At 69.0% G+C, this 23,900-nt stretch carries 14 protein-coding genes; 3 read left to right on the top strand and 11 right to left on the bottom strand.

The window, feature by feature from the left end:
• Window positions 1-200 precede the first annotated feature (200 nt).
• The 6 genes from hrpA to ABN034_RS16255 all read right to left on the bottom strand — a co-directional run bounded on the left by hrpA (window position 201) and on the right by ABN034_RS16255 (window position 12,785).
• Window positions 201-4,190 (bottom strand): ATP-dependent RNA helicase HrpA, encoded by a 3,990-nt coding sequence (hrpA, locus tag ABN034_RS16280; protein ID WP_349691858.1) that lies wholly within the window; start codon window positions 4,188-4,190, stop codon window positions 201-203.
• A 339-nt stretch (window positions 4,191-4,529) separates the two neighbouring features.
• Window positions 4,530-7,286: a glycosyl hydrolase 2 galactose-binding domain-containing protein gene (locus ABN034_RS16275; protein ID WP_349691857.1), complete on the bottom strand. Its 2,757-nt coding sequence runs from the start codon at window positions 7,284-7,286 to the stop codon at window positions 4,530-4,532.
• Window positions 7,268-9,445 (bottom strand): MGH1-like glycoside hydrolase domain-containing protein, encoded by a 2,178-nt coding sequence (locus ABN034_RS16270; protein ID WP_349691856.1) that lies wholly within the window; start codon window positions 9,443-9,445, stop codon window positions 7,268-7,270. The genes ABN034_RS16275 and ABN034_RS16270 overlap by 19 nt, the downstream gene beginning before the upstream one ends.
• 3 nt (window positions 9,446-9,448) lie before the next feature.
• Window positions 9,449-10,321 (bottom strand): carbohydrate ABC transporter permease, encoded by an 873-nt coding sequence (locus ABN034_RS16265; RefSeq protein WP_349329077.1) that lies wholly within the window; start codon window positions 10,319-10,321, stop codon window positions 9,449-9,451.
• A 56-nt stretch (window positions 10,322-10,377) separates the two neighbouring features.
• Window positions 10,378-11,346, bottom strand: coding sequence for a carbohydrate ABC transporter permease (locus ABN034_RS16260; protein WP_349691855.1), 969 nt, complete (start codon window positions 11,344-11,346; stop codon window positions 10,378-10,380).
• Complete coding sequence (locus ABN034_RS16255; RefSeq protein WP_349691854.1) at window positions 11,343-12,785, bottom strand: ABC transporter substrate-binding protein; 1,443 nt, start codon at window positions 12,783-12,785, stop codon at window positions 11,343-11,345. The genes ABN034_RS16260 and ABN034_RS16255 overlap by 4 nt, the downstream gene beginning before the upstream one ends.
• Before the next feature lie 234 nt (window positions 12,786-13,019).
• On the opposite strand from ABN034_RS16255, the gene ABN034_RS16250 reads away from it, so the two are divergent.
• The 3 genes from ABN034_RS16250 (at window position 13,020) to ABN034_RS16240 (ending at window position 17,446) form a co-directional block, all read left to right on the top strand.
• Entirely contained in the window at window positions 13,020-14,069 is a 1,050-nt protein-coding gene (locus ABN034_RS16250) for a LacI family DNA-binding transcriptional regulator (RefSeq protein WP_349691853.1), read from the top strand.
• 54 nt (window positions 14,070-14,123) lie between these two features.
• Window positions 14,124-16,250, top strand: coding sequence for a glycoside hydrolase family 127 protein (locus ABN034_RS16245; protein WP_349691852.1), 2,127 nt, complete (start codon window positions 14,124-14,126; stop codon window positions 16,248-16,250).
• Between the two features lie 317 nt (window positions 16,251-16,567).
• Entirely contained in the window at window positions 16,568-17,446 is an 879-nt protein-coding gene (locus tag ABN034_RS16240; protein WP_349691851.1) for a Gfo/Idh/MocA family protein, read from the top strand.
• Window positions 17,447-17,452: 6 nt separating this feature from the next.
• Here ABN034_RS16240 and ABN034_RS16235 read toward each other — a convergent pair whose 3' ends face one another.
• From ABN034_RS16235 to ABN034_RS16215, 5 genes are all read right to left on the bottom strand, one after another.
• The gene (locus tag ABN034_RS16235) at window positions 17,453-19,222 is read right to left on the bottom strand and encodes an ATP-binding cassette domain-containing protein (RefSeq protein ID WP_349691850.1); all 1,770 of its coding nucleotides are present in this window, start codon (window positions 19,220-19,222) and stop codon (window positions 17,453-17,455) included.
• The gene (locus ABN034_RS16230; protein WP_349691849.1) at window positions 19,222-21,057 is read right to left on the bottom strand and encodes an ABC transporter ATP-binding protein; all 1,836 of its coding nucleotides are present in this window, start codon (window positions 21,055-21,057) and stop codon (window positions 19,222-19,224) included. Before ABN034_RS16230 ends, ABN034_RS16235 begins: the two co-directional genes overlap by 1 nt.
• A gap of 297 nt (window positions 21,058-21,354) precedes the next feature.
• On the bottom strand, window positions 21,355-21,774 hold the full coding sequence (locus tag ABN034_RS16225) for a class I SAM-dependent methyltransferase (protein ID WP_349691848.1): 420 nt from the start codon (window positions 21,772-21,774) through the stop codon (window positions 21,355-21,357).
• Between the two features lie 34 nt (window positions 21,775-21,808).
• The gene (locus tag ABN034_RS16220) at window positions 21,809-22,492 is read right to left on the bottom strand and encodes an HAD family hydrolase (protein WP_349691847.1); all 684 of its coding nucleotides are present in this window, start codon (window positions 22,490-22,492) and stop codon (window positions 21,809-21,811) included.
• Window positions 22,493-22,547: 55 nt separating this feature from the next.
• Window positions 22,548-23,690: an acyl-CoA dehydrogenase family protein gene (locus ABN034_RS16215; RefSeq protein ID WP_349692013.1), complete on the bottom strand. Its 1,143-nt coding sequence runs from the start codon at window positions 23,688-23,690 to the stop codon at window positions 22,548-22,550.
• Window positions 23,691-23,900 lie beyond the last annotated feature (210 nt).

Here is a 23,900-nt window from a genome sequence, read left to right as displayed (position 1 = left end):
TGTCTCCTAGGGAGAGTGCGGTCAACGCATGAACTGATACGTACGACAAACCTGTCGCGTACGCATGGACATCGACCGATCGCCAACCCCCGCAGGTCGGGACTCACCTTCGACGGCGGGCGGTGCGGCGTCAATCGCCGTGGCACCTTGATGCCCTTGTTTTCTTGACGGCCCGGGCAAGTTCTGCGGCCAGGTCAGGGTCAGGACTCGAGCCGGTCGAGGACCTTGCGGATCCGCTTCTCCGAGATCGGAGCGGATGTCCCGAGCTGCTGGGCGAAGAAGCTCACCCGGAGTTCCTCGAGCATCCAGCGGACCTGCTCGACCCCTTCGATGCGAGAGTCGGGGTCGTCGGCGTTCAGACCTCCGACGAATTGGTCGTAGGACTGCTGAAGCCGGGCGACCACCTGCGTGTGCTCGAGGTCCCGTTGGGTCTCGGTGGGGACCTTGTCGAGGCGGCGTTCGATGCCCCGCAGGTAGCGGAGGACGTCAGGCAACCGATCCCTGCCGTGTGCGGTGACGAAGCCGGCGAAGACGAGTCCTTCGAGCTGTGACCGCACGTCCGCGACCGCCGTGGCCAGGGCCGGGTTCGTCATGGTGTCGAGGCGGGCATTCAGCTCGTGCGCGACGCGCAGGATCTCGGCCACCCTGACGATGATGTCGGTCACCGTGTCCTGCAGGTCGGCGCGCACTGTGTCGACCAGCTTGGCGAAACCCTCGGCGTCCCAGGGGGGACCGCCCGCGGCGGAAACCAGGGCGTCGACCGCGCAGCCCAGGCAGTCGTCGAACAACGCACCGGCGTCGCCGTGCGGGCTGTGCCCGAGAGCCAGCTTCTGCGCGATGCTCAACCGGGCGAGCACCGGTTTGATGGGGGCTGGGAGCTTCAGCAGGAGCAACCTGCGGGTGCCCGCCACCATCGCGCGACGTTGCGCGGACTCACTTTCGTACAACCGGATGGCGACGCTGGTCCCCTCGTCAGCGAGCGCGGGATAGGCCTTGACCTCGTAGCCCTGCCGGCGTTGGGCGATGCCGCGCGGGAGCTGGTCGAAGTCCCAGTCGCGCAGGCCGTCGCGCTCGAGGCCGCCGGCGGCCTTTGCCAGCGTCGTCGTCATCTCGTCCCTGAGCTGCCGGCGCAGGGCGTCGAGGTCCTTGCCCTCCGCCAGCGTGCGCCCCTTGCCGTCGTCGACGGCGAAGGTCATCTTGAGGTGCTCTGGAACGCGATCCGGCTGCCACGCGTCGCGTGGCACGATGGTGCCGGACATCGCGCGAAGCTCCCGCCCCAGCGCGTCCTGCAGCGCACCCTGGTACGGCGTGAGGCGCTGCAGAGCCGCCTTCGCGAAGTCGGGAGCGGGCACGAAGATCCGCCGCAGCTGCTTCGGGAGGGCGCGGATCAACGACGTGACGAGCTCCTCGCGAAGCCCGGGAACCTGCCAGCTGAACGACGTCGCGTTGACCTGGTTGAGAACCGGCAGCGGGATGTGGACGGTGACGCCATCGGCGGCGCTGCCGGGCTCGAACTGGTAGGTCAGTTTGAGCCGAAGGCCGTCGCGGTGCCAGAAGTCCGGGTAGTCGGACTCGCGGACCGCCTCGGCGGCATCGGTGACGAGCATGGACGTAGAGAAGGTGAGCAGGTCCGGCGTGTCCCTGCGTACCTTCTTCCACCAGCTGTCGAAATGCGCGCCGGACACGACGTCGGCAGGGAGGCGTTCGTCGTAGAACGCGAACAGTGTCTCGTCGTCGACCACGATGTCGCGCCGGCGCGCCCGGTTCTCGAGGTCCTCCACCTCGTCCAGCAGCGCGCGGTTCTCGTGGAAGAACGCGTGCCGGGTCTCCCATTGGCCCTCGACCAGGGCCTGTCGAATGAAGATCTCGCGGGAGACCACGGGATCGATCCGGCCGTAGTTGACGCGACGGTTCACCGCGAGGGGTACGCCGTACAGTGTCACGCGTTCGTACGCGAGGACGGCGCTCTGCTTCTTGGACCAGTGCGGCTCGCTGTAGCTGCGCATGACCAGGTGCTGTGCCTGCGCCTCGGCCCATTCAGGCTCGATCTTCGCGACGACCCTGGCCCACAGCCGCGACGTCTCGACGAGCTCGGCCGCCATGACCCACGACGGCGACTTCTTGAACAGCGACGATCCCGGAAAGACCGCGAACCTCGCGCCCCGCGCGCCGAGGTACTCATGCGAGATCCGGCGTCGCGGTGGACGCGAGCCCCGCGACGCGCCCTTCTTCCCGGCGTCCTGCTGCTCGCCGTCCTTCACACCGATCTGTGACAACAGGCCCGCCAGCAACGACAGGTGGATCTTCTGCGGCTCGCCCGGCGTCGAGTTGAGGATGATGTCCGTACCCCGGGTCACCTGCCGGAGCTGGCTCTCGATGTCCTGCCACTCGCGGACGCGGAGGAAGTTGAGGAACTCGGCCTTGCACAGCTTGCGGAACTGGTTCGACGACAGCTCGTCCTGCTTCTCCCGCAGGTACTTCCACAGGTTGAGGTAGGCGAGGAAGTCCGAGTCCTCCGCGACGAACCGGGCGTGCTTCTCCGCCGCCTGCTGCTCCTTGTCGGTGGGGCGTTCGCGCGGGTCCTGGATGGACAGGGCCGCCGCGATGACCATCACCTCGCGGACGCACCCGTTGTCCTGTGCTGCCACGACCATCCGCGCGAACCGGGGATCGAGCGGGAGCTGGGACAGCGTACGCCCGAGCGGGGTGAGCTTCGGGCCCTTGGCCTTCGGGTCGAGCGCCCCGAGTTCCTCCAGCAGCTGGATGCCGGCCCTGATGTTGCGGTGGTCCGGCGGGTCGATGAACGGGAACGCCGCGATGTCGCCCAGCCCCGCCGCCGCCATCGCGAGGATGACCGAGGCGAGGTTCGTGCGTACGATCTCGGGTTCGGTGAACTCCGGGCGGGACTCGAAGTCCTCCTCGGAATAGAGCCGGATGCAGATCCCGTCCGAGGTTCGCCCGCAGCGACCCTTGCGCTGGTTGGCCGACGCCTGCGAGATGGGTTCGATCGGCAGCCGCTGCACCTTCAACCGGTGGCTGTAGCGGGAGATGCGGGCGGTGCCGGGGTCGATGACATATTTGATGCCCGGCACGGTGAGCGAGGTCTCGGCGACATTGGTCGCCAGCACGATCCGGCGGCCGCCGTGGGACTGGAAGACCCGGTGCTGGTCGGCCGAGGACAGTCGTGCGTACAACGGGAGGATCTCGGTGTGACGGAGATTCTGCTTGCTCAGTGCGTCGGCGGTGTCGCGGATCTCGCGTTCGCCGGAGAGGAAGACCAGGATGTCGCCGGGGCCTTCGGCGAGGAGTTCGTCGACCGCGTCGCAGATCGCCTGGATCTGGTCGCGATCGCGGTCGTCGGCGTCGTCGACGACAGGGCGATAGCGCACCTCGACCGGATAGGTACGCCCGGAGACCTCGACGATCGGCACCTCCGCGGCGGATGCACGCTCGGCGGTCTCCAGCTGGAAATGCTGGGCGAAACGTTCCGGATCGATGGTGGCCGAGGTGATGATCACCTTCAGGTCAGGCCGGCGCGGCAGGAGCTGCTTGACGTAGCCCAGGATGAAGTCGATGTTCAGGCTGCGCTCGTGCGCCTCGTCGATGATGAGGGTGTCGTAGTCGCGCAGCAGCCGGTCGTGCTGGATCTCCGCCAGCAGGATGCCGTCGGTCATCACCTTGACGAGCGTGTCGTCGCCCACCTTGTCGGTGAACCGGACCTTCCACCCGACGGCTCCTCCGAGTGGGGTGTCGAGCTCTGCGGCGATGCGTTCGGCTACGGTGCGCGCGGCGATCCGGCGGGGCTGCGTGTGACCGATCATGCCGCGTACGCCGCGACCGAGTTCGAGACAGATCTTCGGCAGCTGAGTGGTCTTGCCCGAGCCGGTCTCACCGGCGACGATCACCACCTGGTGGTCGCGGATCGCGGCCAGGATGTCGTCCTTCTTCTGGCTGACCGGTAGCGCGGCCGGATAGGTGACCGCCGGGACGCCAGCCTGCCGGCCGGCGAGGCGCCGCTCCGCCCTGCCGACATCGGCGACGATCGCGGCCTCGGCCGACTGACGTGCACCGTCGGACCGGAGCTTGCGTACGCCGTCGAGCCGGCGCCGCAGGCGATGCTGGTCGCGAAGCATCAGGTCAGGGAGCCGGCTCCGCAGCGTCGTGAGCGTGGGCGGCGAGGAAGTATGCATACGGTGGCAAGGATAAGCAATGCCGCCAAGCCGACCCACCAGGTTTTCCGTCACGCGTGCGCGTCTTGCACCGACGGTGGGCGGCTCGCCCGTGAGCGGCTTGCCCGTGAGGGGCGCGGGCCAGGTCAGCCAGGTGAGTAACCACGTCAGCTGGGCGAGTGGCACCCGGGCAAGGCATCGACGCCCCGAAACGCCCCAACAGCCTGGCCAACCAGGCGGGTAACCGGGCCAACCAGGCGAGTAGCAGGCGAGTAGCAGGCGAGTAGCCCGGCCCGCCGGGCGAATGCCGCACCAGCCCCCCTACTCTCCGTGCCTGGGCGGCTCGGCGCCCGGTCCCGGTCAGCGGATCTGGAGGGAACTGACAAAGCGGGACAGGAGGTACGACGCGGCGGTGTTGCGGGCCAGCCCACGAGGCTGGTCACCGCGCGATCCCTCGAACCGCAATGTGGACACGATCAGCCGGCCCTTGCCCCACGCGATCTCGGTCGCGTAGTCGTGCAGGTGCGCCGTCCGGGCATCGATCCTGCGGAGCAGCGGGCGCATCGGGCCGGCGACACCACTCGTGTCGCTCGTGTCGATCGCGAGGTCGGGCGCACATCCGGCGAACTGCAGGTCGGTCCATTCCTCATGAGGGAAGTCGCCCCACGCCTCGTGCGGTTCGATCACCTTCACCGCCTCACGCCAGAACGGCATCGGGACGAGGGGCAGTGGGCTGTCGCTCGCCTCGTCGGCCAGCAGGATCACGTGCGCGCCGTCCTCGACCGCCTGGGCGAGGTCCGGTGTCCACCGCGTCGCGACCGTGACAGCACGAGTGGTGGGGCTGTCGGTAACCGTGGGCGCGAGGGTGCGAAGGTCCGCAAGTCGCCCGCCAGGGTCGTCCAGGATCACCGGGCCGACCTCTGCCCACGGCGAGTGCGGAAAGAACCAGAACCGCCAGGTGTTCGAGGTCAGCTCACCGCCCACCCAGGCACGCACCCGCAGCGTCGCCTGCCGTGGTGTGCGTACGTCCGGAACCTCGAACGCCGCGACGCACACCTCTCGCACTGTTCCCGGCCTCAGCCGCTCCCCCGGCCCATGGGAGCCGGAGGTGAAAGGATCACTGCCGTCGAGCGCGACCGTCCACTCCGCCCATACGGGCGCGGAGTCCCTTCCGTGGTGGGCAAGGACGAGATGCGGGCGTACGACGGCACCGGCCTCGTGGCACCAGGGATCGCCGTACGCCGGCCGGTCGCCACCCGCCCGCCACGTCCGGCGCCGGTCCCAGCCAAGACACACCACCAGGTCGGAGTTGAACGCCCGGAACTCCGCGGGATCGACCTTCAGCTCGCCGAGATCGTCCCAGAGCCCTGCCGTGCTGATCGGGGTGTCGCGCTCGCCGGTGATGACGTAGCCCGACGTGTCGTGCCGGATCCGGGCGGCCTCCAACGTGACCTTGCGGTGGAGCAGGGCCTGTTGTCGCGAGATCGCTTCCAGCTCCGCTCCGCGGTCCCAGAAGCCGTTGGCCCGCAGGCGTTCCCCGTGTGCCTGGACGTCGTACTGCCAGCGGGCGCCCTGCGGATTGACCGCGGGGTCGCCGTGTGTCCACCAGGGGCGGTCGGCGGCTGCGGCGCCCAGGCGGCGAAGGTCGCGGAACGTGTCGAGGTCGCAGAACTCGCCGAAGAGCCACGGCTTGGCATCGCGCCATCCTGGTGCGAAGTGCTCGAGTGTCTCGCGGAAGTGCTGGAGTTCGCAGTAGAGATGGTGGTCGTAGAAGTCGGCGTACTCGGTGAGCAGTCCGCCGTACGCCTCCCCCGACCCGCTGTTGTCGCGGACCAGGGCGTCGCGCACGAGCCCCTTCACATGGGCGTAGAGCGGCGCAAGAACATCGTCTCCGATGACGGCACTCAGCTCGCAGCCCAGCGTGTAGAGGATGACCGACGGATGGTTGCGCGCCGTCCGGACCAGCCGGTCGGTTTCGGCGGGCAACTGCGTTCGAAAGTGTTCGGTCGGATGGGGCAGCCACATGGGTAGCTCGACCCAGACCAGCAGGCCGAGCTCGTCAGCGATGTCGAAGTAGTACGTCGGTGGGAACCACAGGCACAGTTTGACGCCGTTGAATCCCAGCTCTCGTAGGCGTTCGAGGTCGGCACGAGCCCGGTCGCGCGACGGCGCGGCATGGAGCAGGTCGGGATACCAGCCCCAGGACAGCAGCATCCGCGGATAGAGCGGGTCGCCGTTGAGGCGGAGCTCGCTGCCGTGGGTGGTCAGCTCGCGCAGGCCGACCCGAAGCGTTCGCTCGTCGGACCGGCCGCGGCCACCGTCGTCGCTGCTGCTCCCGTCGCCGCTCCTACTGCCGACGCCGTCGCTGCTGTCGTCACCGTCGCTGCTGTCGTCACCGTCGCTGGTGCTCCCGTCGTCGGTGTGGGCGGAGATGTGCACCGTGTAGAGCCGCGGATCGTCCGGTGACCAGGGCTGTGGATCGTCCACGCCGATACTGAACACGGCGTCGTGCTCGACCCGGCGTACGACCTCGGAGACGGCACCACCCGTTGGATCTGTCAACGTCACCTTGACGGTGGACGCTCCGGACACCTCAGCTGCGATGGTGACCTCGCCCGCCGGAGTCCCCCATGCGGTGACGTCGCCGAACACGACAGGCCCGGTGACGACCACCTCGACGTCCTGCCAGATGCCGCCGTGGACGTGTCCCCAGACGTAGGGCAGGAAGCCGGCGAGGGTCTCCCTTGTCGGATAGCGACCGGGAACCGCCGGCGAGTCAGGCCCCGCCGTGAGGCTGGCAGGTTTCTCGACCCGGACCATCAGTTCGTGGGTGCTGCCGGCGTCGACCGCCGAGGTGACCTCCACGTCGAACGCGTCCCACATGCCGATGTGTCGCCCGACCTCCTGCCCGTCGACGAAGACCTCGCACGCGTAGCTCACCGCTCCGAAGCGCAGCCAGACCCGATCGGTGGCGCGCAACTCTCCTACGTCGAACGTCGTCCGGTAGTCGAACGGTCCGGGCGCGTCCTTGGCGATCCCCGTGTCCTCCCAGCATCCGGGGACCTCTACTGGTCGGCCGGCCACCTCCCAGGGTCCTGTCAGGACGGCCTTGCGCACCCGAGCTCCTCCCAACGCCAGAAGGCCTCCTCACCCCAACGCACCGTCGCGCTCCGGTCCGCAACATCGACAGTGACGCCGCCACCGTCCTCGTCGGGTCGCAAGGTGAGCACCAGCCGCACACCACACAACGTGAGGTTGACGGCATAACGGCGCCCGGGCGTACGCATGCCGATCGGCAGGTTCGGCCGTACGTACAGCCCCTCCGACGTCGGGCGCATACCGACCAGGACGCCCAGGAGCAGGTGGGTCGTGAACGCACCCCAGCCGTACCCTTCGCCACCGCAGCGGCCGGACAGCGGCCAGTACTCACACGCGATTCCAGGCAGGGTGCGCCCGGGCTTGCCTCCGACACCTTCGTGGTGGTCGCGGGCATCCCAGAAGCCGTACGCCCGGTCGACGACAGCTCCCGCGATCCGTGCCGCCGTGTCGTCCTCGCCCGCCGCCAGTGCGGCGTCCACGGTGGTCCACGCGAACATCGGCCACACGACGGAGTCGGCGTCACATGCCCGGATCGCCGGCCGCAGGGCCTCCCTGCGCTCCGCCGCTGCCAACCCGAGCGCGACCGGCGCCAGGAGCATCACGTCGTCGACGCCGGTGAATCCCGGCTGGTCCGCACCCGTGTCGGTGCGCCAGTCCGCGTACCGGCCGCCGTTCCACAACTGCTCCGTGCGCTGGCCGTAGTCCTCGGCGAGGGCGCTCCAGCGGGCGACGTCCTGGCCGTAGCCCAACTCGACCGCGAACTCCGCCATCGCCCGGGCCGCGTCCGCGAACGCCGCCTGCAGGTCGACCGGACGGGTCGACCAGGTGGGGTGGCCGCCACCAAGCGGCTGCTCGCCGAAGCGTGGCGAGAGGTCCTGACCCGACTCCCAGCTGCACGCGTGGACCAGCCATCCGTCGGCGTCGCGGCGATGGGCGAGCCACCAGTCGAGATAGCGGACGAGGTACGGATAGAGCCGCGCGAGCCAGTCGCGGTCGGGCCGCAGGGCTGCGAGTTGGCGGACGACCAGCCACGGATATCCCCACTGCGGACCGGTGCCGCAGACGGAGCCGTCCGCCGAGACCATGTTGTACGTGCCGTCCTCGCGTGAGCACGGCACGTTGGGCAGTGGTGCGTCGGCGAACGTGCCGAAGAGCAACTCCTGGGCGAGTTCGGGATCGGCGTAGCCGAGGAGCAACGCGTCGATCGCCGCCTCGGCGAGGACGACCCGCGGTGCCTGGAGCTGCATCGCATCCCATGAGTGCCGGTAGATGCCGGCGGGCTGCTTCACCATCATTCGTAGGGTCTCGAGGTCATAGACCAGCCCGCGCCGCCAGTGGTCCGGCCAGTCGCCGTCCAGCGTGGGTGCGTGCGACCAGAACTCCTCGTCGTCGGCCAGCAGGGCCGCCAGACAACTGCCCTGGGTACGCCGGGCCCGCGACAGGCGCGCCACTGCCTCGCCCTCCGTACGTCCGCGCGCGAGCAGGACGGTGCAGGCGACCGGCGTCGCGGACCGGATCGTGACCACACCGGAGACGCTGACCTGCTCCCCCGCTGCGCCGACGGCCGTCACCCGGTCCGCACTCGCACCGTCGACGTCGCCTTGCACCGCGCCGGTGGCCACGTCCCCCGTGGTCACCGCGAACTCGCCGGCCGCACCGACGACCTCCAGGACGAACGCCTCGCCGTCCTCGAAGCCTTGCAGGACGAGGCGGTCACCGACGCGCCGCGCGACGAGCCCCGACTCGCCCCACCCGTGGTCGGCGGCGATCAGCCGGGTGTAGCCGACCTGGACAGAGAGCTGTCGCCGCGGTGCCGCGCGCACCTGTGCGCAGAGGACGTCATCGCCGAGTGCGAAGAACTCCGCCTCCATCCGGGCGTTCCCGCTGGTCGCCACGAAGCGGACGACGTTCTTGGAGTGGTACGGCGCGCGGAGGTCGTCGAAGTCCGGCACAACTGCCGCGTCGTCGAGAACCAGCCGGAAGCCCGCACGATAGGTCTCCCGCCGCCCGCCGTACGACGTCGCGAGCGCCGGGAAGTGCCAGCGGAAACCCACGCCGTGCGTACGCAGCACCCCCTTGGGCGTCAGGCGTCTGGTGTGGCCCGGCAGGTCGAGGTATCCGTGGGGCGTGTAGTCGTCGACGGGCACAGTCCTTCGCCCAGGATCCGATGTGGACATGGCTCAGCCCTTCACCCCGCTCAGTGCGATGCCGGCGACGAAGTACCGCTGGGCGAACAGGTAGACGACCAGCACCGGAAGCAGCACCACCACCGACGCCGCCATCATGAGCGGCCAGTTCGGCTGCTGGAACGCCGACGACGAGGCGTTGAAGTAGGCAAGGCCCAGCTCCAGCGTTCGGTGCTCCTCGTCACGGGACACGAGCAGCGGCCAGAGCAGGTCGTTCCACGTGCCCATGAACGCGAACACCGAGACGGTCGCGAGCGCCGGCTTCGTCAGGGGCAGGAAGATCCGGAAGAACACCGTCCACTCGTTCGCGCCGTCGATCCGCGCCGCATCCTGGTAGTCGCGCGGGATGGTGAGGAACGCCTGCCGGAGCAGGAAGATCCCGAACGCACTGGAGATGCCCGGCGCGATCAGGCCGGTGTAGGTGTTGACCCAGCCGAGCTGGAAGACCAGCAGGAACAGCGGGATCATCGTCACCTGGAACGGGATCATCATGGTGGCGAGGAAGAGCACGAAGAACGCCTTGCGGCCGATGAACGAAAGCCGCGCGAACGCATAGGCAGCGGTCGCGCAGAACGCCACCTGCCCCACGACCGTGAGCACTGTCACGAGCACCGTGTTGAGGAAGTAGCGCCCGAACGGCACGAGGGTGAAGAGCTGCTGGTAGTTCCGCAGGTCGAAGGTCGTCGGCAGGATCTGCGGTGGATAGGAGAACGCCGTGCCCGGTGGCCGAAGCGACGTCGACACCATCCACAGGAACGGTACGAGCATGCCGGCGGCGATGAAGACGAGCATGGCGTAGAAGAAGACCGTACGCAGCGGCATGAGCGCGTCCCACAGCCGCGCCAGCCCACGCTGCTCACCTGTCACGATGCGTCCTCTCCTGCTCCGTTGCCTCAGGCTCCGTTCCCTCTTGCTCCGTTCCCTCATGCCAGGCTCGTCTCTCCGCGGCGGCGTACGTACCACAGCTGCAGCAGGGTGGCGACGAAGATCACCGCGAAGAGCACCCACGCCTGCGCGGACGCGTAGCCCATCGAGAACTCCTGGAACGCGCGCTTGTAGATGTGGTAGACGGCCACGTCGGTGGCGCCGAGCGGGCCGCCCTCGGTGATGACGTACATCGGAGTGAAGACCTGGAAGCCGCCGATCACGCCGGTCACCGCGAGAAAGAACGTCGTCGGGAAGAGCAGCGGCAAGGTGACGTGCCAGAAGGTCCGCCACCTGTTGGCGCCGTCGATGGCGGCCGCCTCGAGCAGCTCGGTCGGGATCGACTGCAGGCCGGCAAGCCAGATCACCATCTGGAATCCTGCGCCCTTCCAGATGGTGATGACGACGATCGCGAACATCGCCCACCGTGGGTTGTCAAGCCAGGCTTGCGGTGGCAGGCCGACCAGGCTGAACACGTAGTTGACGACACCGGCGTTCGGGGAGAGCAGGGTGATCCACACGACCGAGACGGCCACCCACGACGTGATCACCGGAAGGAAGAAGATCGCCCGGAAGACGTTGATTCCGGGCAGCCGACGGTTGACGGTGACCGCCATCGCGAGGCTCACCGCCATCCCGAGCGGCACCGAGAGCACGGTGTAGGTCGCGGTGTTGCGCATCGCCCGCCAGAACGGCTCGTCCTGGAGCAGGTCGCGATAGTTCTCCAGCCCGACGAACGGAGCGCCGAGGAAACCCGGTGTGCTCCACTCGTGGAACGAAAGGTAGAGGCTGAAACCGATCGGGATCAGCAGGAACAATGCGAGGTGCGCCGACGCCGGGAGGATGAACAGGTAGCCCGCGCGTTCGTTGTGCCGGCTCCAGAACCGCCTCCAGAGTTGATGTCCTGGAACCCTGCCGCGCGGCTGCCTCTCCCTCCTCGTATCCTCTCCGGCGTCGGCGACCGTCACTGGGCGTCCAGCTCCTGGTCGATGAGCTTGACGGTCTTCTTCGCCTCCGTCTCGACGGCGCCGCCGGCGAGGATGCGGTCCATCATCTCGTCGAGGAGGCCCTCAATGGTGGGGTACTTCGCCAGTTGCGATCCCGACGGCGGCCGGCCCTTGGCGGTGGCCTCGACGAACACCGGGTCGAGCCCCGCGAACTGCGAGTCGGCGTTGGCGAGCGACGCCTCCGCCGCCTCCTGATTCCCGGCGATCGCGATCCCGGTGATGGCCTTGGTGTCCTGGTACGACCGGCCGGTCGCGGCCTCGACGAACCGGGCCGCGGCCTCGATCTTCTCCTCCGGCAGGTCGTGGCGGATCACGAAGCTGGACTCATACAGCACGGTCGCGTCGGTCTTGCTGGCCGGCTGGGGCGCGACGCCGAGCAGTTCGGGCTTGTAACCCTCCGCCGCCGTGAGCCCGACGAGCGACCAGTGGCCGCTGTCGAACATCGCGAAACGTCCCGCCATGAACTCGGCCTCGAAGCTGGACTTCTCGGTGATCGAGTCGAGGACCGACGGCTTGGGCGAGACCTTGTGCTTCAGCACCAGGTCGGCGTACCACTGCAGGGCTTCGAGAGTGGCCGCCGAGTCGAGGTAACCGGTCGCGGTGGACCGGTCGGGCGCGAGAACGTCGCCGCCGTTCTGCCAGGTGCGGTAGACCCACTGGTAGGCGTACTGGCCGGCGCGGTATCCCCACTGCGTGATGTCGGCGGCATCGAAGCCGGCGTCGGCCGCCGTCCGGCCCCTGCCGTCCTTGGTGAGCTGCTTGGCGAGCTCCAGTTGGTCGTCCCACGTCCATCCGGCCGCGGGAGCTGTCAAGCCCGCCTTGCCGATGAGATCGGTGTTGTAATACACGACCATCGGCGTGAAGTCGTTGGGCAGGCCGTAGATCGCACCGTCCTTCTGCTCGTGGATGTCGAGGACAGCGGGGAAGAACCGCTTGGTGTCGAGCGACGGAAGCTTCTCGGTGCACCTGCGCATGTCGAGCAGCAGTTTGCGGTCGATGAGTGGTGCCAGGCTGGACGCGTCCTGCGACCACAGGTCTGGAGCGGTGCCGGAGGCGAGATCGACGATGATCTTGGTGTCGAACTCGGGCGGGGTGGCGATCGAGTCGATCGTGATGTTCTTGTGCTCGGCCTGGAAGTCGGCGAGGAACTTCTTGTACGCCTTGTCGAGCGGGCTTCCCTTCTCCTCGGGGTTGACCTCGAAGCCCATCACCTTGAGGGTGATCTGGCCGTTCGCACCGGTCTCACCGTCTGATCCACCGCAGGCGGCGATAACCGGGGCTGCCGCGGTCGCGGCGGCAGCGGCGACTCCCCACTGCAGGAACGACCGGCGACTCTGAACGGACCGAGGGCTATGGATCGACCTGCCATGGGAGGCCGGGTGACTGCTGGCGTGACTCATCTGCGCACTCCTGCCACGGGATGGTGCCGCGAAGGTAGAACAGCAGGCAGCACCCGGTCAACGGTTCAACAGATGGGAAAACTGTTTCTCAAGGCGCATCCTTGCTTGCGAAGCGCTTCGTCTCGATACTCGAGATATCCCGATGTTTTGCTTGCGTTGCACACAGATCACCGGTGACCCTCGGAGACCGGTTGACTGACAAACCGTTTTCCCATCTGGCTTCCCGGAGGACCTGTGGCCGCAACGATCCGCGACGTCGCCCGCGTCGCAGGCGTATCGGTGGCCACCGCCTCGAAGGGCCTCAACGGCAAGGGCCGGATGCGCCCGGAGACCCGCGAGCGGATCGTCCAGAGTGCGAGGGAGCTGGGCTTCCGGGCCAACCGCAACGCCAGCTCGCTCACGAGCGGCCGGACTTTCACGGTCGGGCTCCTCACCCGCGACGGGTACGGACGCTTCACGCCGGCCATGCTGGGCGGTGTCGAGGACGCCCTGTCGGCCGACACCTGCAGCCTGCTCCTGTGCGACGCCCGACGCGACGCTGTCCGCGAACGGCACTACATCGACGCCCTCACCGCTCGGCGGGTCGACGGGCTCATCGTCACCGGCCGCGCCACCGACCCGGCACCGCGGGTCGGCCGGGACCTGCCGTTTCCCGTCGTCTACGCCTACACCACGGCCGACGACGAACGCGCCACCAGCATCACGGTCGACGACGAGCACGGGGGCTGGCTCGCGGCGCGGCAACTGCTCCGCCAGGGATGTACGCAGATCGCGCACCTCACGGGTCCACCGTCGTACGCGGCAGTCCGGCAACGGATCGCCGGTGCCCGCCGAGCCCTCACCGAGAAGGGATTGGAGCTGCCCGACTCCCACGTCGTGCACGGGCCGTTCGGCGAAGAGGCGGGCTACCACGCCGCCCGAGCGTTGCTCGAGACCCGGCCCGACGTCGACGGGATCCTCTGCGGCAACGACCAGATCGCGCGGGGCGTCGCCGACGGGCTCACCCTGCTCGGCGTCCGTGTTCCCGACGACATCGCGGTGGTCGGCTATGACAACTGGACCCTGCTCGCCGCCTCCACCCGCCCACCCCTCACCTCGGTCGACATGAACCTCTACCGCCTCGGCCGGATCGTCGGCACCACCCTCCTGCAGGCGATCGACGGCGACCGCGAGCCCGGCATCCGGCGGCTGCCCTGCTCCATCGCCGTCCGTGCCTCGTGTCCGGCGGGCACCGGCGACGACCCGGTGTGGGTGGGCGACGCACCCCTGGTGCCCGATGCGTAGACCCAAGAATCCAGGGGGCGCCCGCCCTAACTCGTCGACCACGAGGGAGCCCTGGTGACCGCCACCCCGCACACGCCCGTTGCCGCCACGACCGGAGTGGCCGACACGACGCCTGTCGCCGCCACGACCGGGGTGGCCGACACGACGCCTGTTGCCGACACGACGCCTGTTGCCGACACGACGGCTGTTGTCGACACGAGCCAGAGCCCGCACGCCCGGCTGCGGCCGGTCGGCGTCGGGGCGGTCCGGGTCGACGACGCCTTCTGGGGGCCGCGGCTGGAACGCAATCGAGCCGAGACGGTTCCCGCGCAACAGGAGCAGTGCGAGTCGACCGGGGCCCTGGAGAACTTCCGGCGGGCGGCGGGGCTTACCGGCGGACCGTTCCACGGCAGGTACTACTCCGACTCCGACGTCTACAAATGGGTCGAGGCGGCAGCATGGATCCTGGCCGCGGGTGGCCGAGAGGGTGAACCCAGCAACGCGTCACGTGGTGATTCGGGCGGCGAGCCGCAAAGCGTGCCAAGCGGCGAGTCCCGGGGCGAGTCAGGCGACGGTCCCGGGCCGGGCAAGGACCTCGACGAGTTGATCGAGCTCTTCGCCGCCGCCCAGGACGACGACGGATACCTCAACACGTACTTCTCCGTCGACCGGACGGGCGAACGCTGGACGGACCTCGTCGTCAAGCACGAGATGTACTGCCTCGGCCACCTCACGCAGGCAGCCGTCGCCCACGTCCGCGCCACCGGCAAACGCACCCTGCTGGATGTGGCGATCCGCGCCTGTGAGCATGTCTTCGCGAGGTTCACGCCCGACGAGGTGCCCGGCACCTGCGGGCATCCCTGCCTGGAGATGGCACTTGTCGAGCTCTACCGCACCACACGCGAGCCGAAGTGGCTCCGCCTCGCGACCTGGCAGCTCGACTCCCGCGGCCGCGGCGTACTCGACAGCGGTGAGTACCTCCTCGACCACGCTCCCCTGCGCGAGCAGGACACCGTGACCGGGCACGCCGTACGCGCGCTCTACCTCTACGCCGCCACAGCGGACGTCCTGCTCGAGACCGGAGACCCGGAGCTTCGGGCGGCCGTCGACCGGTGGTGGACGGACCTCGCGGAACACAAGACGGCCGTCACCGGAGGTGTGGGCGCACGCTGGGACGGTGAGGCGTTCGGTGCGGCGTACGAACTGCCGGACCGGGCCTACAACGAGACCTGTGCCGCCATCGCGGTCATCTTCTTCGCGTGGCGGTTGCTACTGCTGACGGGCGACGCGAGGTACCGGGACGCGATCGAGACCGCGCTGTACAACGGAGTCCTGCCGGGCCTGGCGCTGTCCGGAACGGAGTTCTTCTACCAGAACCCGCTCGCCGACAGTGGGCGCCATCGCCGGCAGCCCTGGTTCGCGTGTGCGTGCTGTCCACCTAACATCGCTCGCCTGCTCGCGTCGCTGCCGGGTTATGCGTACACCACGTCGGAGGAAGGGGTCTGGGTCCAGCTCTATCTGGGTGGTGAGGTGGATCTGCGGCTCTCGGACGGTACGCCCGTGCGACTCGAAGTCACCAGTGCCCTCCCCTGGCAAGGTCGGGTTGACATCACGGTGACCCCGGGAGATGGCGGTGGTGACGACGCCGGCCGGGAGATCGGCCCGGGCGCCGAGTTCACTTTGTTCGTGCCGGTGCCGGGATGGGCGGGCTCAGCCGCGGTTCACGTGGCCGGCGAGCCGGTCGACGCGGCGTTGCTCGAGGACGGCCGGGAGACGGGATACCTTGCGGTGCGGCGGGTCTGGAGTCCGGGCGACACCGTACGCATCGAGTTCGACCTGTCGACCAGGCTCGTCGCCGCGCACCCGCGGGTCGCTTCCGCGCACGGCAGGGTGGCGATCAGCCGAGGGCCGCTCGTCTACTGCGTCGAACAAGCTGACCACGAGGGCGTGGCGGTGGAGGACCTCCGGCTCACGGGCGCCGAGTCCTGGACGCCTGCGTACGCAGGCGACCTGCTGGGTGGCGTCATGACCCTGACCGCGCCGGCCGTCGCCGTCGAGCCCGACCAGGGACCGCTCTACCGGGCGTACGACCCGGACCGGACCGTCGCGACGCGCCCGGTCCAGCTCACCGCGATCCCCTACTACGCCTGGGCGAACCGCGAGCCCGGCCCTATGCGCGTCTTCCTCCCCCTCCTCCCCTGATCGCCACATCCCGTGACCATGCCCGACAGCCACATCTCGTGACCATGCCCGACCGCCACATCCCGTGACCATGCCCGACCGCGACATCCCGTGATCATGATCGTGATCATGAAGGATTCGCGGACCGATAGCCCCGTTTCCCTTCCTGACCCGGATCCACTTCATGGTCATGCGATGGCGCCGCCAAGGTCCTGTGATCATGAAAGAGAACAGAACTGTGGAGCCAAAGAGGGCCATACATCCGGGAAACCTTCGCGGTCACGATCATGATCACCGGGATGGGGCCGACCCGGGGCGCGCGTGCCTATGGTGAAGGTGTGAGCGTCACCATCGGCCTGGTCGGTGCGGGACGGAGGGCCGCCGAGGTCCATGCCCCGGCGCTCGCTGGCTCCGCCGACGTACGTTTTGCCGGCATCTGGTCACGCCGGCCCGAATCGGCCCGTGAGCTCGCACACCGTCACCATGTCGCCAGCTACGACCGGTTCGCCGACCTGCTCGACCACTGCGAGGCGATCGCCTTCGCCATTCCCCCGGCTGTCCAGACGGACCTCGCCGCCGCGGCCGCCCGTGCGAGACGCGCCGTTCTGCTGGAGAAGCCTCTCGCGAACGACCTCGCTGGAGCCGAGGAGATCGCCGTGGCGGTCACCAGCGCGGGAGTGGTGTCCCAGGTCGCGCTCGACTGGCGTTACGCCGAGCCGGTCCGGCAGTTCCTGGCCATGGCCGCTCCGCGGACCCGACCGCTCGGTGGCAGTGGACGGGTCGTCACCGCCAGCCCACACGACCGACAGCGCCCCCAGCCTTGGCGGTTCGAGCGGGGCGTCCTGCTCGGCGAGGGCCCCGACCTGATCGACCTGCTCGACGCGGCACTCGGCCGGATCGTCGGCGTACGCGCCCACGGCGATCCGCTCGGCTGGGTCGGCCTGCTCCTCGAGCACGCGGGCGGCCGGTTCAGCGAGGCGTCGCTGTGCGCCACGGCAGGGGGGCCGCCCCGCGCCGAGGTCGAGGTCTTCGGGCCCGGCGGGGCCGCGTTCGTCGACTGCGCCACGGCGGCCGGGCCGGACTCGGCCGCCACGATGGTCACGGAGTTCGCCGCGGCGGTCGCGGCCGGCAAGCCCCAGGGCCTCGACGTCCAGCGCGGCCTGCACCTACAGGAGGTCCTCGACAACGCCGAGACCGACCTGTTCACCCACGCGTGAGTCCGCTCACCTCCGGTCCGGATGAGAGACGGACGCCACGGAGCCGGCCTCCAGAACGACGATCTGGTCCGCCCTTCCGAGGACAGCCGCCCGGTGCGACACGACAAGGTACGCCGCCGACCTGTCCTCCGCCCGCGCCCCGTCCATGCGTTCCCAGACCAGATGTTCGGTCTCCTCGTCGAGTGCACTGGACAGGTCGTCGATGACACAAAGATCCGGCGTACGCACGAACATCCGAGCGGCACTCGCCCGCTGGACCTGGCCGCCGGAGAGCCGGACACCACGGCTGCCCACCCTCGTGTCGAGTCCCCGGTCCAGTTCGGCGACGTCCCGCTCGAACGCGGCACGGCGCAGGGCCGCTTCCAGGTCGACCCTCTCCGGCGGGAGGCCGAGCAGGATCGTGTCGCGCAGCGGTTCGCTGAACAGCCGCGGGACCTGCGGCTTGTACGCCACCCTCGGCGGGACCATGAACGTCGCCGGATCCTCGATCCGCATGCCGTTCCAGTAGAGCGCGCCCGACTGCGATTCCCGCAGGCCGAGCATCACCTCCAGCAACGTCGACTTGCCGGCACCGACCGGTCCGGTCACCACTGTCAGGGTGCCGGCACGCAGGTGCAGACTCACGCCCGAGATACCGCGACCTGTCTCCGGATGCCGGTAGCAGAGGTCAGTGACCACAAGATCTCGCAGCCGACCGCCGCCGTGGCTCCGCGTCCGACCGCGGCGGCTGGCCGTCGGCTCGACCACGTGGACACTCGCGGACCGCGTGGAAGACGGCTGCGACCCTGGACCGCTCAGATGGACGGCTCGATGCGCCACGAGCGTTGACACGGGTGTCGTCCCCATGACCTCGCGCAGCCGCTCCAGGGACTTCTCGCTGGTCCTGCGCTGGCTGAGCACCCGGCCGACTCGACGCGGGAGCATGAGCATCCAGTCGAGATAGAACGCGAAAAGGATGAAGTCGCCGACGGTGAAGCGGCCCGCGACCATCGCGCCGGCCCCGGTGAGCAGGACCAGCCCGCGGCCCGCGATGGTCGTCGCCACCGTGATCGCGTCGATCCGCCTCGCCGCGACGAGACTGCGGACCTCGGCCTTCCTGCGGAGGTCATTGAGGTGCGCGAAGCGTCGCACCACGGCCGTTTCGGCGCCCGCCACCCGAATCGCCTGCACGCCCTCGAACGCCTCGCCGACGAAGTTCGTCACCGCCGTGGTCGCGTCCCGCGCCTCGCCCCACAAGCGCGGCAGCCGACTGCGCATCCAGTGCGTACACCCCACAACACCGGCCAGCGGCAGGAACGTCGCGACGGTGATCAGCGGATCGATGCCGAGCATGATCACGAGTGCGATCGCCACGAACGCCGCTTCCCCCGAGAGCCGGTACCACTCGTTGACCAGAGACGTGTGACCGGGAACGTCGTCGCGGAGATGGCCCACCAGGGTGACCGGCGATGCCGGGGTCCCGCGCCTTCCCGACGTGGTGAGAACCCACGAGAACAGGTTGGTACGAACGAGTGCCTCCACCGTCCCCTCGAACGTGGTGTGCACCCAGTACCACAGGACTCCCAGCGCGGGCTCGGACACCGCGAGGACGGCGAGGGCGGCGAAGAGCAGCAGGAGATCCCGGCCGTCGAGATGGCCGGACGCACTCGGGTCCAGTTCCTCGAAGATCGCCTGCTGCACTAGGCCGGTCAGGATCGGGAGACAGGACGACAGCGTCCAGGCAAGAACAGACCCGACTAGCAGACCCCGGCGGTAGGTGAACAGTCGGGCGAGCATCATCGCGCACCCCCGGTGCGCCCACACTCCGCCGATCCGGGACCGCCGAGGCTTGCCAAGCCTTCGAGACCGCCGGCGAGGAGTGCGCGGTGGTAGGCGGAGCTGGAGTCATGCGCCAGGACCGCCCGCGGACCGTACTCGGAGATCCGACCGCGCTCGAGGACCAGGATCGTGTCGGTGCGTTCGAGCGTACGCAGGCGATGGGCGATGATCACGCCCGTCCGGCCGACGAACAGCTGGTCCCACGCCCGCTCCACCACCGCCTCGCTCGCCGGATCCAGCCGTGACGTCGGCTCGTCGAGGATTACCAGGCCGGGATCGTCGACGAAGACCCGCACCATGGCGAGCAGTTGCGCCTCTCCCGCCGACATGCCCGCCGATCCGGAGGCGAGCACGGTGTCGAGCCCGCCGGGTTGTCGGACATACCAGTCGCCGAGTCCGACCTCTCCCAGCAGCGTCACGAGCCGCTCGTCAGGTACGCGGCCCGGTCTGAAGAGGGTGAGGTTGTCGCGCAGCGTCGCGCGGAACACCTGTACGTCCTGGGTGACGACGCCGACTGTCGCTCGGAGCTCGTCGAGGCGGGCCTGTCGGATGTCCGTACCGTCGAAGGTGATCCGTCCGGTGTCGGGGTCGTAGAACCGCAGGAGCAGGCGGGCAATCGTGGTCTTGCCGGCACCAGTGCGCCCGACCAGGCCGAGAACCTCACCCGGCCGCAGCCGGAAGGTCAGGTCACGCAGGACCGGCGACGAGGTGTCGCGGCCGGGATAGCCGAACGACACGTCCTCCACCGCCACCGCCACCGCGCCACCGGCGAAGGCCGCGCCGGGACCGGAGGAGATCGTGGGTGTGACGGCGAGCAGTTCTCGTACCCGCCCGATGCTCGCCGTCGCCCGCTGCAGGTCGTCGATCTGCCCCAGGATCTGACGCAGTGGCCCGACGACGAGGGCGGTGTAGGCCACCATGAGGAAGACCGTTCCGAGCGAGACCGCGCCTGATCGGTAGAGAGCGACGGCAACCGCCAGGATCGCGACCGATCCCACCACCATGAGGAGCTCGATGCCCCCGCCGACGAGCACGCTGGTGATCCCGGCAGCACGCGTACGCAGGAACATCGCACGCTGCAGGCAGGTGAACCGCCCCTGCACGTACTCCCCGGCTCCGTTGGCGCGGATGTCGGCCAGTCCGCCGAACCGTTCCTCCACCTCGCCGTAGAGGTCGGCGGAGGCCGCCCGGCTACGTTGCCACGAAGGTGCGGCGACACCGCGAACCCGGCTGAGGATCCAGAGCGTGCCGGCGGTGAACCCGACGAAGACACCCATGATCCGCCAGTCGACGGCCAGCATCACGACCAGCACGCCGCCGATCAACGCCAGGTTTCCCAACAGAACAAGGGCAAACTGGGAGAAGAAGTTGTTCAGCTCCCGGACGTCCCCGTCGACGCGTTCCACCAGCTCACCCGGACCGTGGTCGTGGTGAAAGCCGGTGTCCAGGCGCAGACAGTGATCGGTGACGTCCTCGCGAAGCCGGTTCGTCGCCTGCCACGCGACATGCGAACCCAGGTGGACGCCCGACAGGGCCAGCACCTGGTCGAGGACTCCTCCGACGCAGAACAGTGCCGCCCACACCACCAGTCCGGGCATGGCCTCACGTGCGGCCGGGTCAGGCAGCCGCGCGGCCGCGGTGGCGCCATCGATGAACCGCGCCGCGAACCACGGCGTCAACAGGCGTACGCCGATCCCGGCGAACAGAACCACCGCGAGCAGAACAAGCAGTCGACGGTGTGCGACGAGATAACGAGCCAACAGTTGCCAGTACGCACGAACGGGAACCCGCATGCGGTGATTCGCCTTCCCAGCTGGACGGAAACGTCACGGGGCTTGGACGCGACGTCGTCACCGGGCGAATGCTGAGATCAGCCTTGGCGGGAGGTCCGGAAGGCCCGTTGTCTGGGCCGTGGTCCTACCTCACCGCGAGGGTCATGGCGAGCCCCGGATCGAACGACGTCACCAGCTGGGCCGCCATCGGAAGCCTCCTCGAGCAGAGATCCGGATCCACCTGCCGCGCAGGTTACCAACCGGGAAGCTCTCAGGGCAGCGGGTTTGTGTGGGGTCCGCCCGACCGCGGCGTCGGACCTACGAGGGCGCGTGCCAGACGATCAGGTAACGGCCCAGGAGGAGGCGGGTTACGCGAGAACCGGGCATCACCTCGTTGGCGTTCCGCCGCACCTGGCGGAAGGTCTCCGGCGGCGGCCAGGCCTGCGGCGCGGTGTGCGCCCACTTCTGTCGTACCCGGGTGGCTATGCCGATGGCCGTCCACGCGGCCACAGCCCATGGCAGGTCCCGACCTTCCCTCCGCGCGATGCCCACGACGGCCAGCGTTCCGCCTGGCCGAACGAGCTCGCTCAAGCGGTGATGAGCAACCTTGCCGTCCGGCAGGTGGTGCAGGGTCGCGTTGGACACGACGGCGTCGAAGGAACCCCGTTCGAACGGTTTGGTCAAGGCGTCACCACAGCACCAGGTGACCTTCGCGTCAGGAAACCGCGCCCGGGCCATGCCCCGACAGCGCGACCAGCGTCGCGGCCCGGTTTTACGCTCCCAGGAGCTCTGGGAGGGCGCGCATGTCGGTGAAGAGCACGGTGCCTGGGCCTTTCAGGCGGCTCGCGGGCGTGACACCACCGGCATAGCCGAACGCCGCCATGCCCGCCGCCCGGGCGGCCTCGACGCCGTACTGGCTGTCCTCCACCACCGCGCAGTCGGCCGGCTCGACGCCCATGCTCGCGGCCGCGTGCAGGAACAGGTCGGGCGCGGGCTTGCCGTGGGCCACCTCGCTCGCCGAGAAGATCCGCCCCTCGAACCGTTCGTACAACCCGGTGAGGCCGAGAGTGAAGCGCATCTTCGCGTGGCCGCCGCTGGAGGCCACACAGCTCGGCGTCGTGATCTGGTCGAGCGCCTCGACTATGCCGGACACCGGCTGCAGCTCCGCGGCCAACACCTCGCGGTAGTGGGCGTTGAACCGTTCCTCGACCTCCGCCGGCACGGGACGGCCGATGTGCGCGACCAGCTCGCCCATCATGTACTCCGACGTACGCCCGACGAACCGCCGGGCGATCTCCGCCTCGGACAGCGGCCAGCCCAACTCGGCGAAGAGCATGGCGTCGACCCGGAGGGCGAGCGGCTCGCTGTCGACGAGTATGCCGTCACAGTCGAAGATCACCAGCTTGTACGCCGTGCCGCCGGCCGCTGGAACCTCGCCCGCAGAGTCTGATGTCATCACCGCAGCAGCCTACGAGACGTCCCGCCGCCGGCCCGTCCTCGGGTGAGCAGGATCAGCGGAACGCGTCGAGCCCGGTGAGCGCCTGGCCCAGGACCAGCGTGTGCACCTCGCTGGTCCCTTCGTAGGTCAGGACGGACTCGAGGTTGTTCGCGTGTCGCAGCACGGAATACTCGAGGGTCACGCCGCTCGCACCGAGGATGGTGCGCGCGGTCCGGCAGATCTCCAGCGCTGACCGGGTGTTGTTCAGCTTGCCGAAGCTGACCTGGGCCGGCCGCAGTCGACCCGCTTCCTTGAGCCGCCCGAGATGGACGGCGAGCAGGACTCCCTTGTGGAGTTCGAGAAGCATGTCCGCGAGCTTTCGCTGGGTGAGCTGGAATCCCGCGATGGGCCGGCCGAACTGCGTACGCGCCTTGGCATAGTCGAGCGCACAGGTGAACGCGTCCCGCGCGGCGCCCATGGCGCCGAACACGATCCCGAACCTCGCTTCGTTGAGGCAGCCGAGCGGCCCGCCGAGCCCGCGGGCGGCGGGCAGCAGCGCGTCGGCTGGCAGGCGTACGCCGTCGAGGACGAGTTCGGACGTGACCGAGACGCGCATCGACGCCTTCCGGCCGATGTCGTTGGCGGTGAAACCATCGGAGTCGGTCGGTACCAGGAACCCGCGCACGCCGTCGTCCGTGCGGGCCCAGACCACGGCCACATCGGCGATCCCGCCGTTGGTGATCCACATCTTCGTGCCGTCCAGGATCCAGTCCGCGCCCGACCTCCGGGCTGTCGTCCGCATGCTCCCCGGATCGCTGCCGGAGTCCGGTTCGGTGAGGCCGAAGCATCCGACGACCTCCCCTGTCGCCATCCGGGGCAGCCAATGGGACTTCTGCTCCTCCGACCCGTACATGTCGATCGCGGTCATCGCCAGGGAGCCCTGCACCGACACCATGCTGCGGATCCCGGAGTCGACGGCCTCCAGCTCGAGACACGCGAGGCCGTAGGTGACCGGCGGCACCCCCGCACAGCCGTGGCCGGAAAGCTGCATGCCGAGCACACCCAGACCGCCGAGTTCGCGCAGCACATCGCGGGCCTCAGCGCGCGAGAGCTCGCGTTCGAACCACTCGGCCACCCCTGGACGCAGCCGTTCCTCGCCGAACCTACGCACCAGATCGCGGCTCGCGCGCTCCTCGTCGCTGAGCGAGGCGTCCACGTCGAGGAAGTCCTCCGCCGGAGGCGGCTGGGACCTGTCCCGCGAGGGCCCGGTGGGCGACGCGTCAACCGGTCTCGTCACGAAGCTCTCCTTGCTGGCTCGGTCGTGGTGGTTCGGTCGGCTCCACCCGCATCGCCGCGCCCGGGATCGGCGGTTGTCGGCCGGTTCAGGGGGGCACAGTCGCGTTCCCGATGAGTTTGTCCTAGTGTG

It is taken from the genome of Actinopolymorpha sp. B11F2 (assembly GCF_040195635.1).
Lineage (GTDB): Bacteria > Actinomycetota > Actinomycetes > Propionibacteriales > Actinopolymorphaceae > Thermasporomyces.
This window is presented reverse-complemented; position numbering and strand designations above follow the sequence as displayed.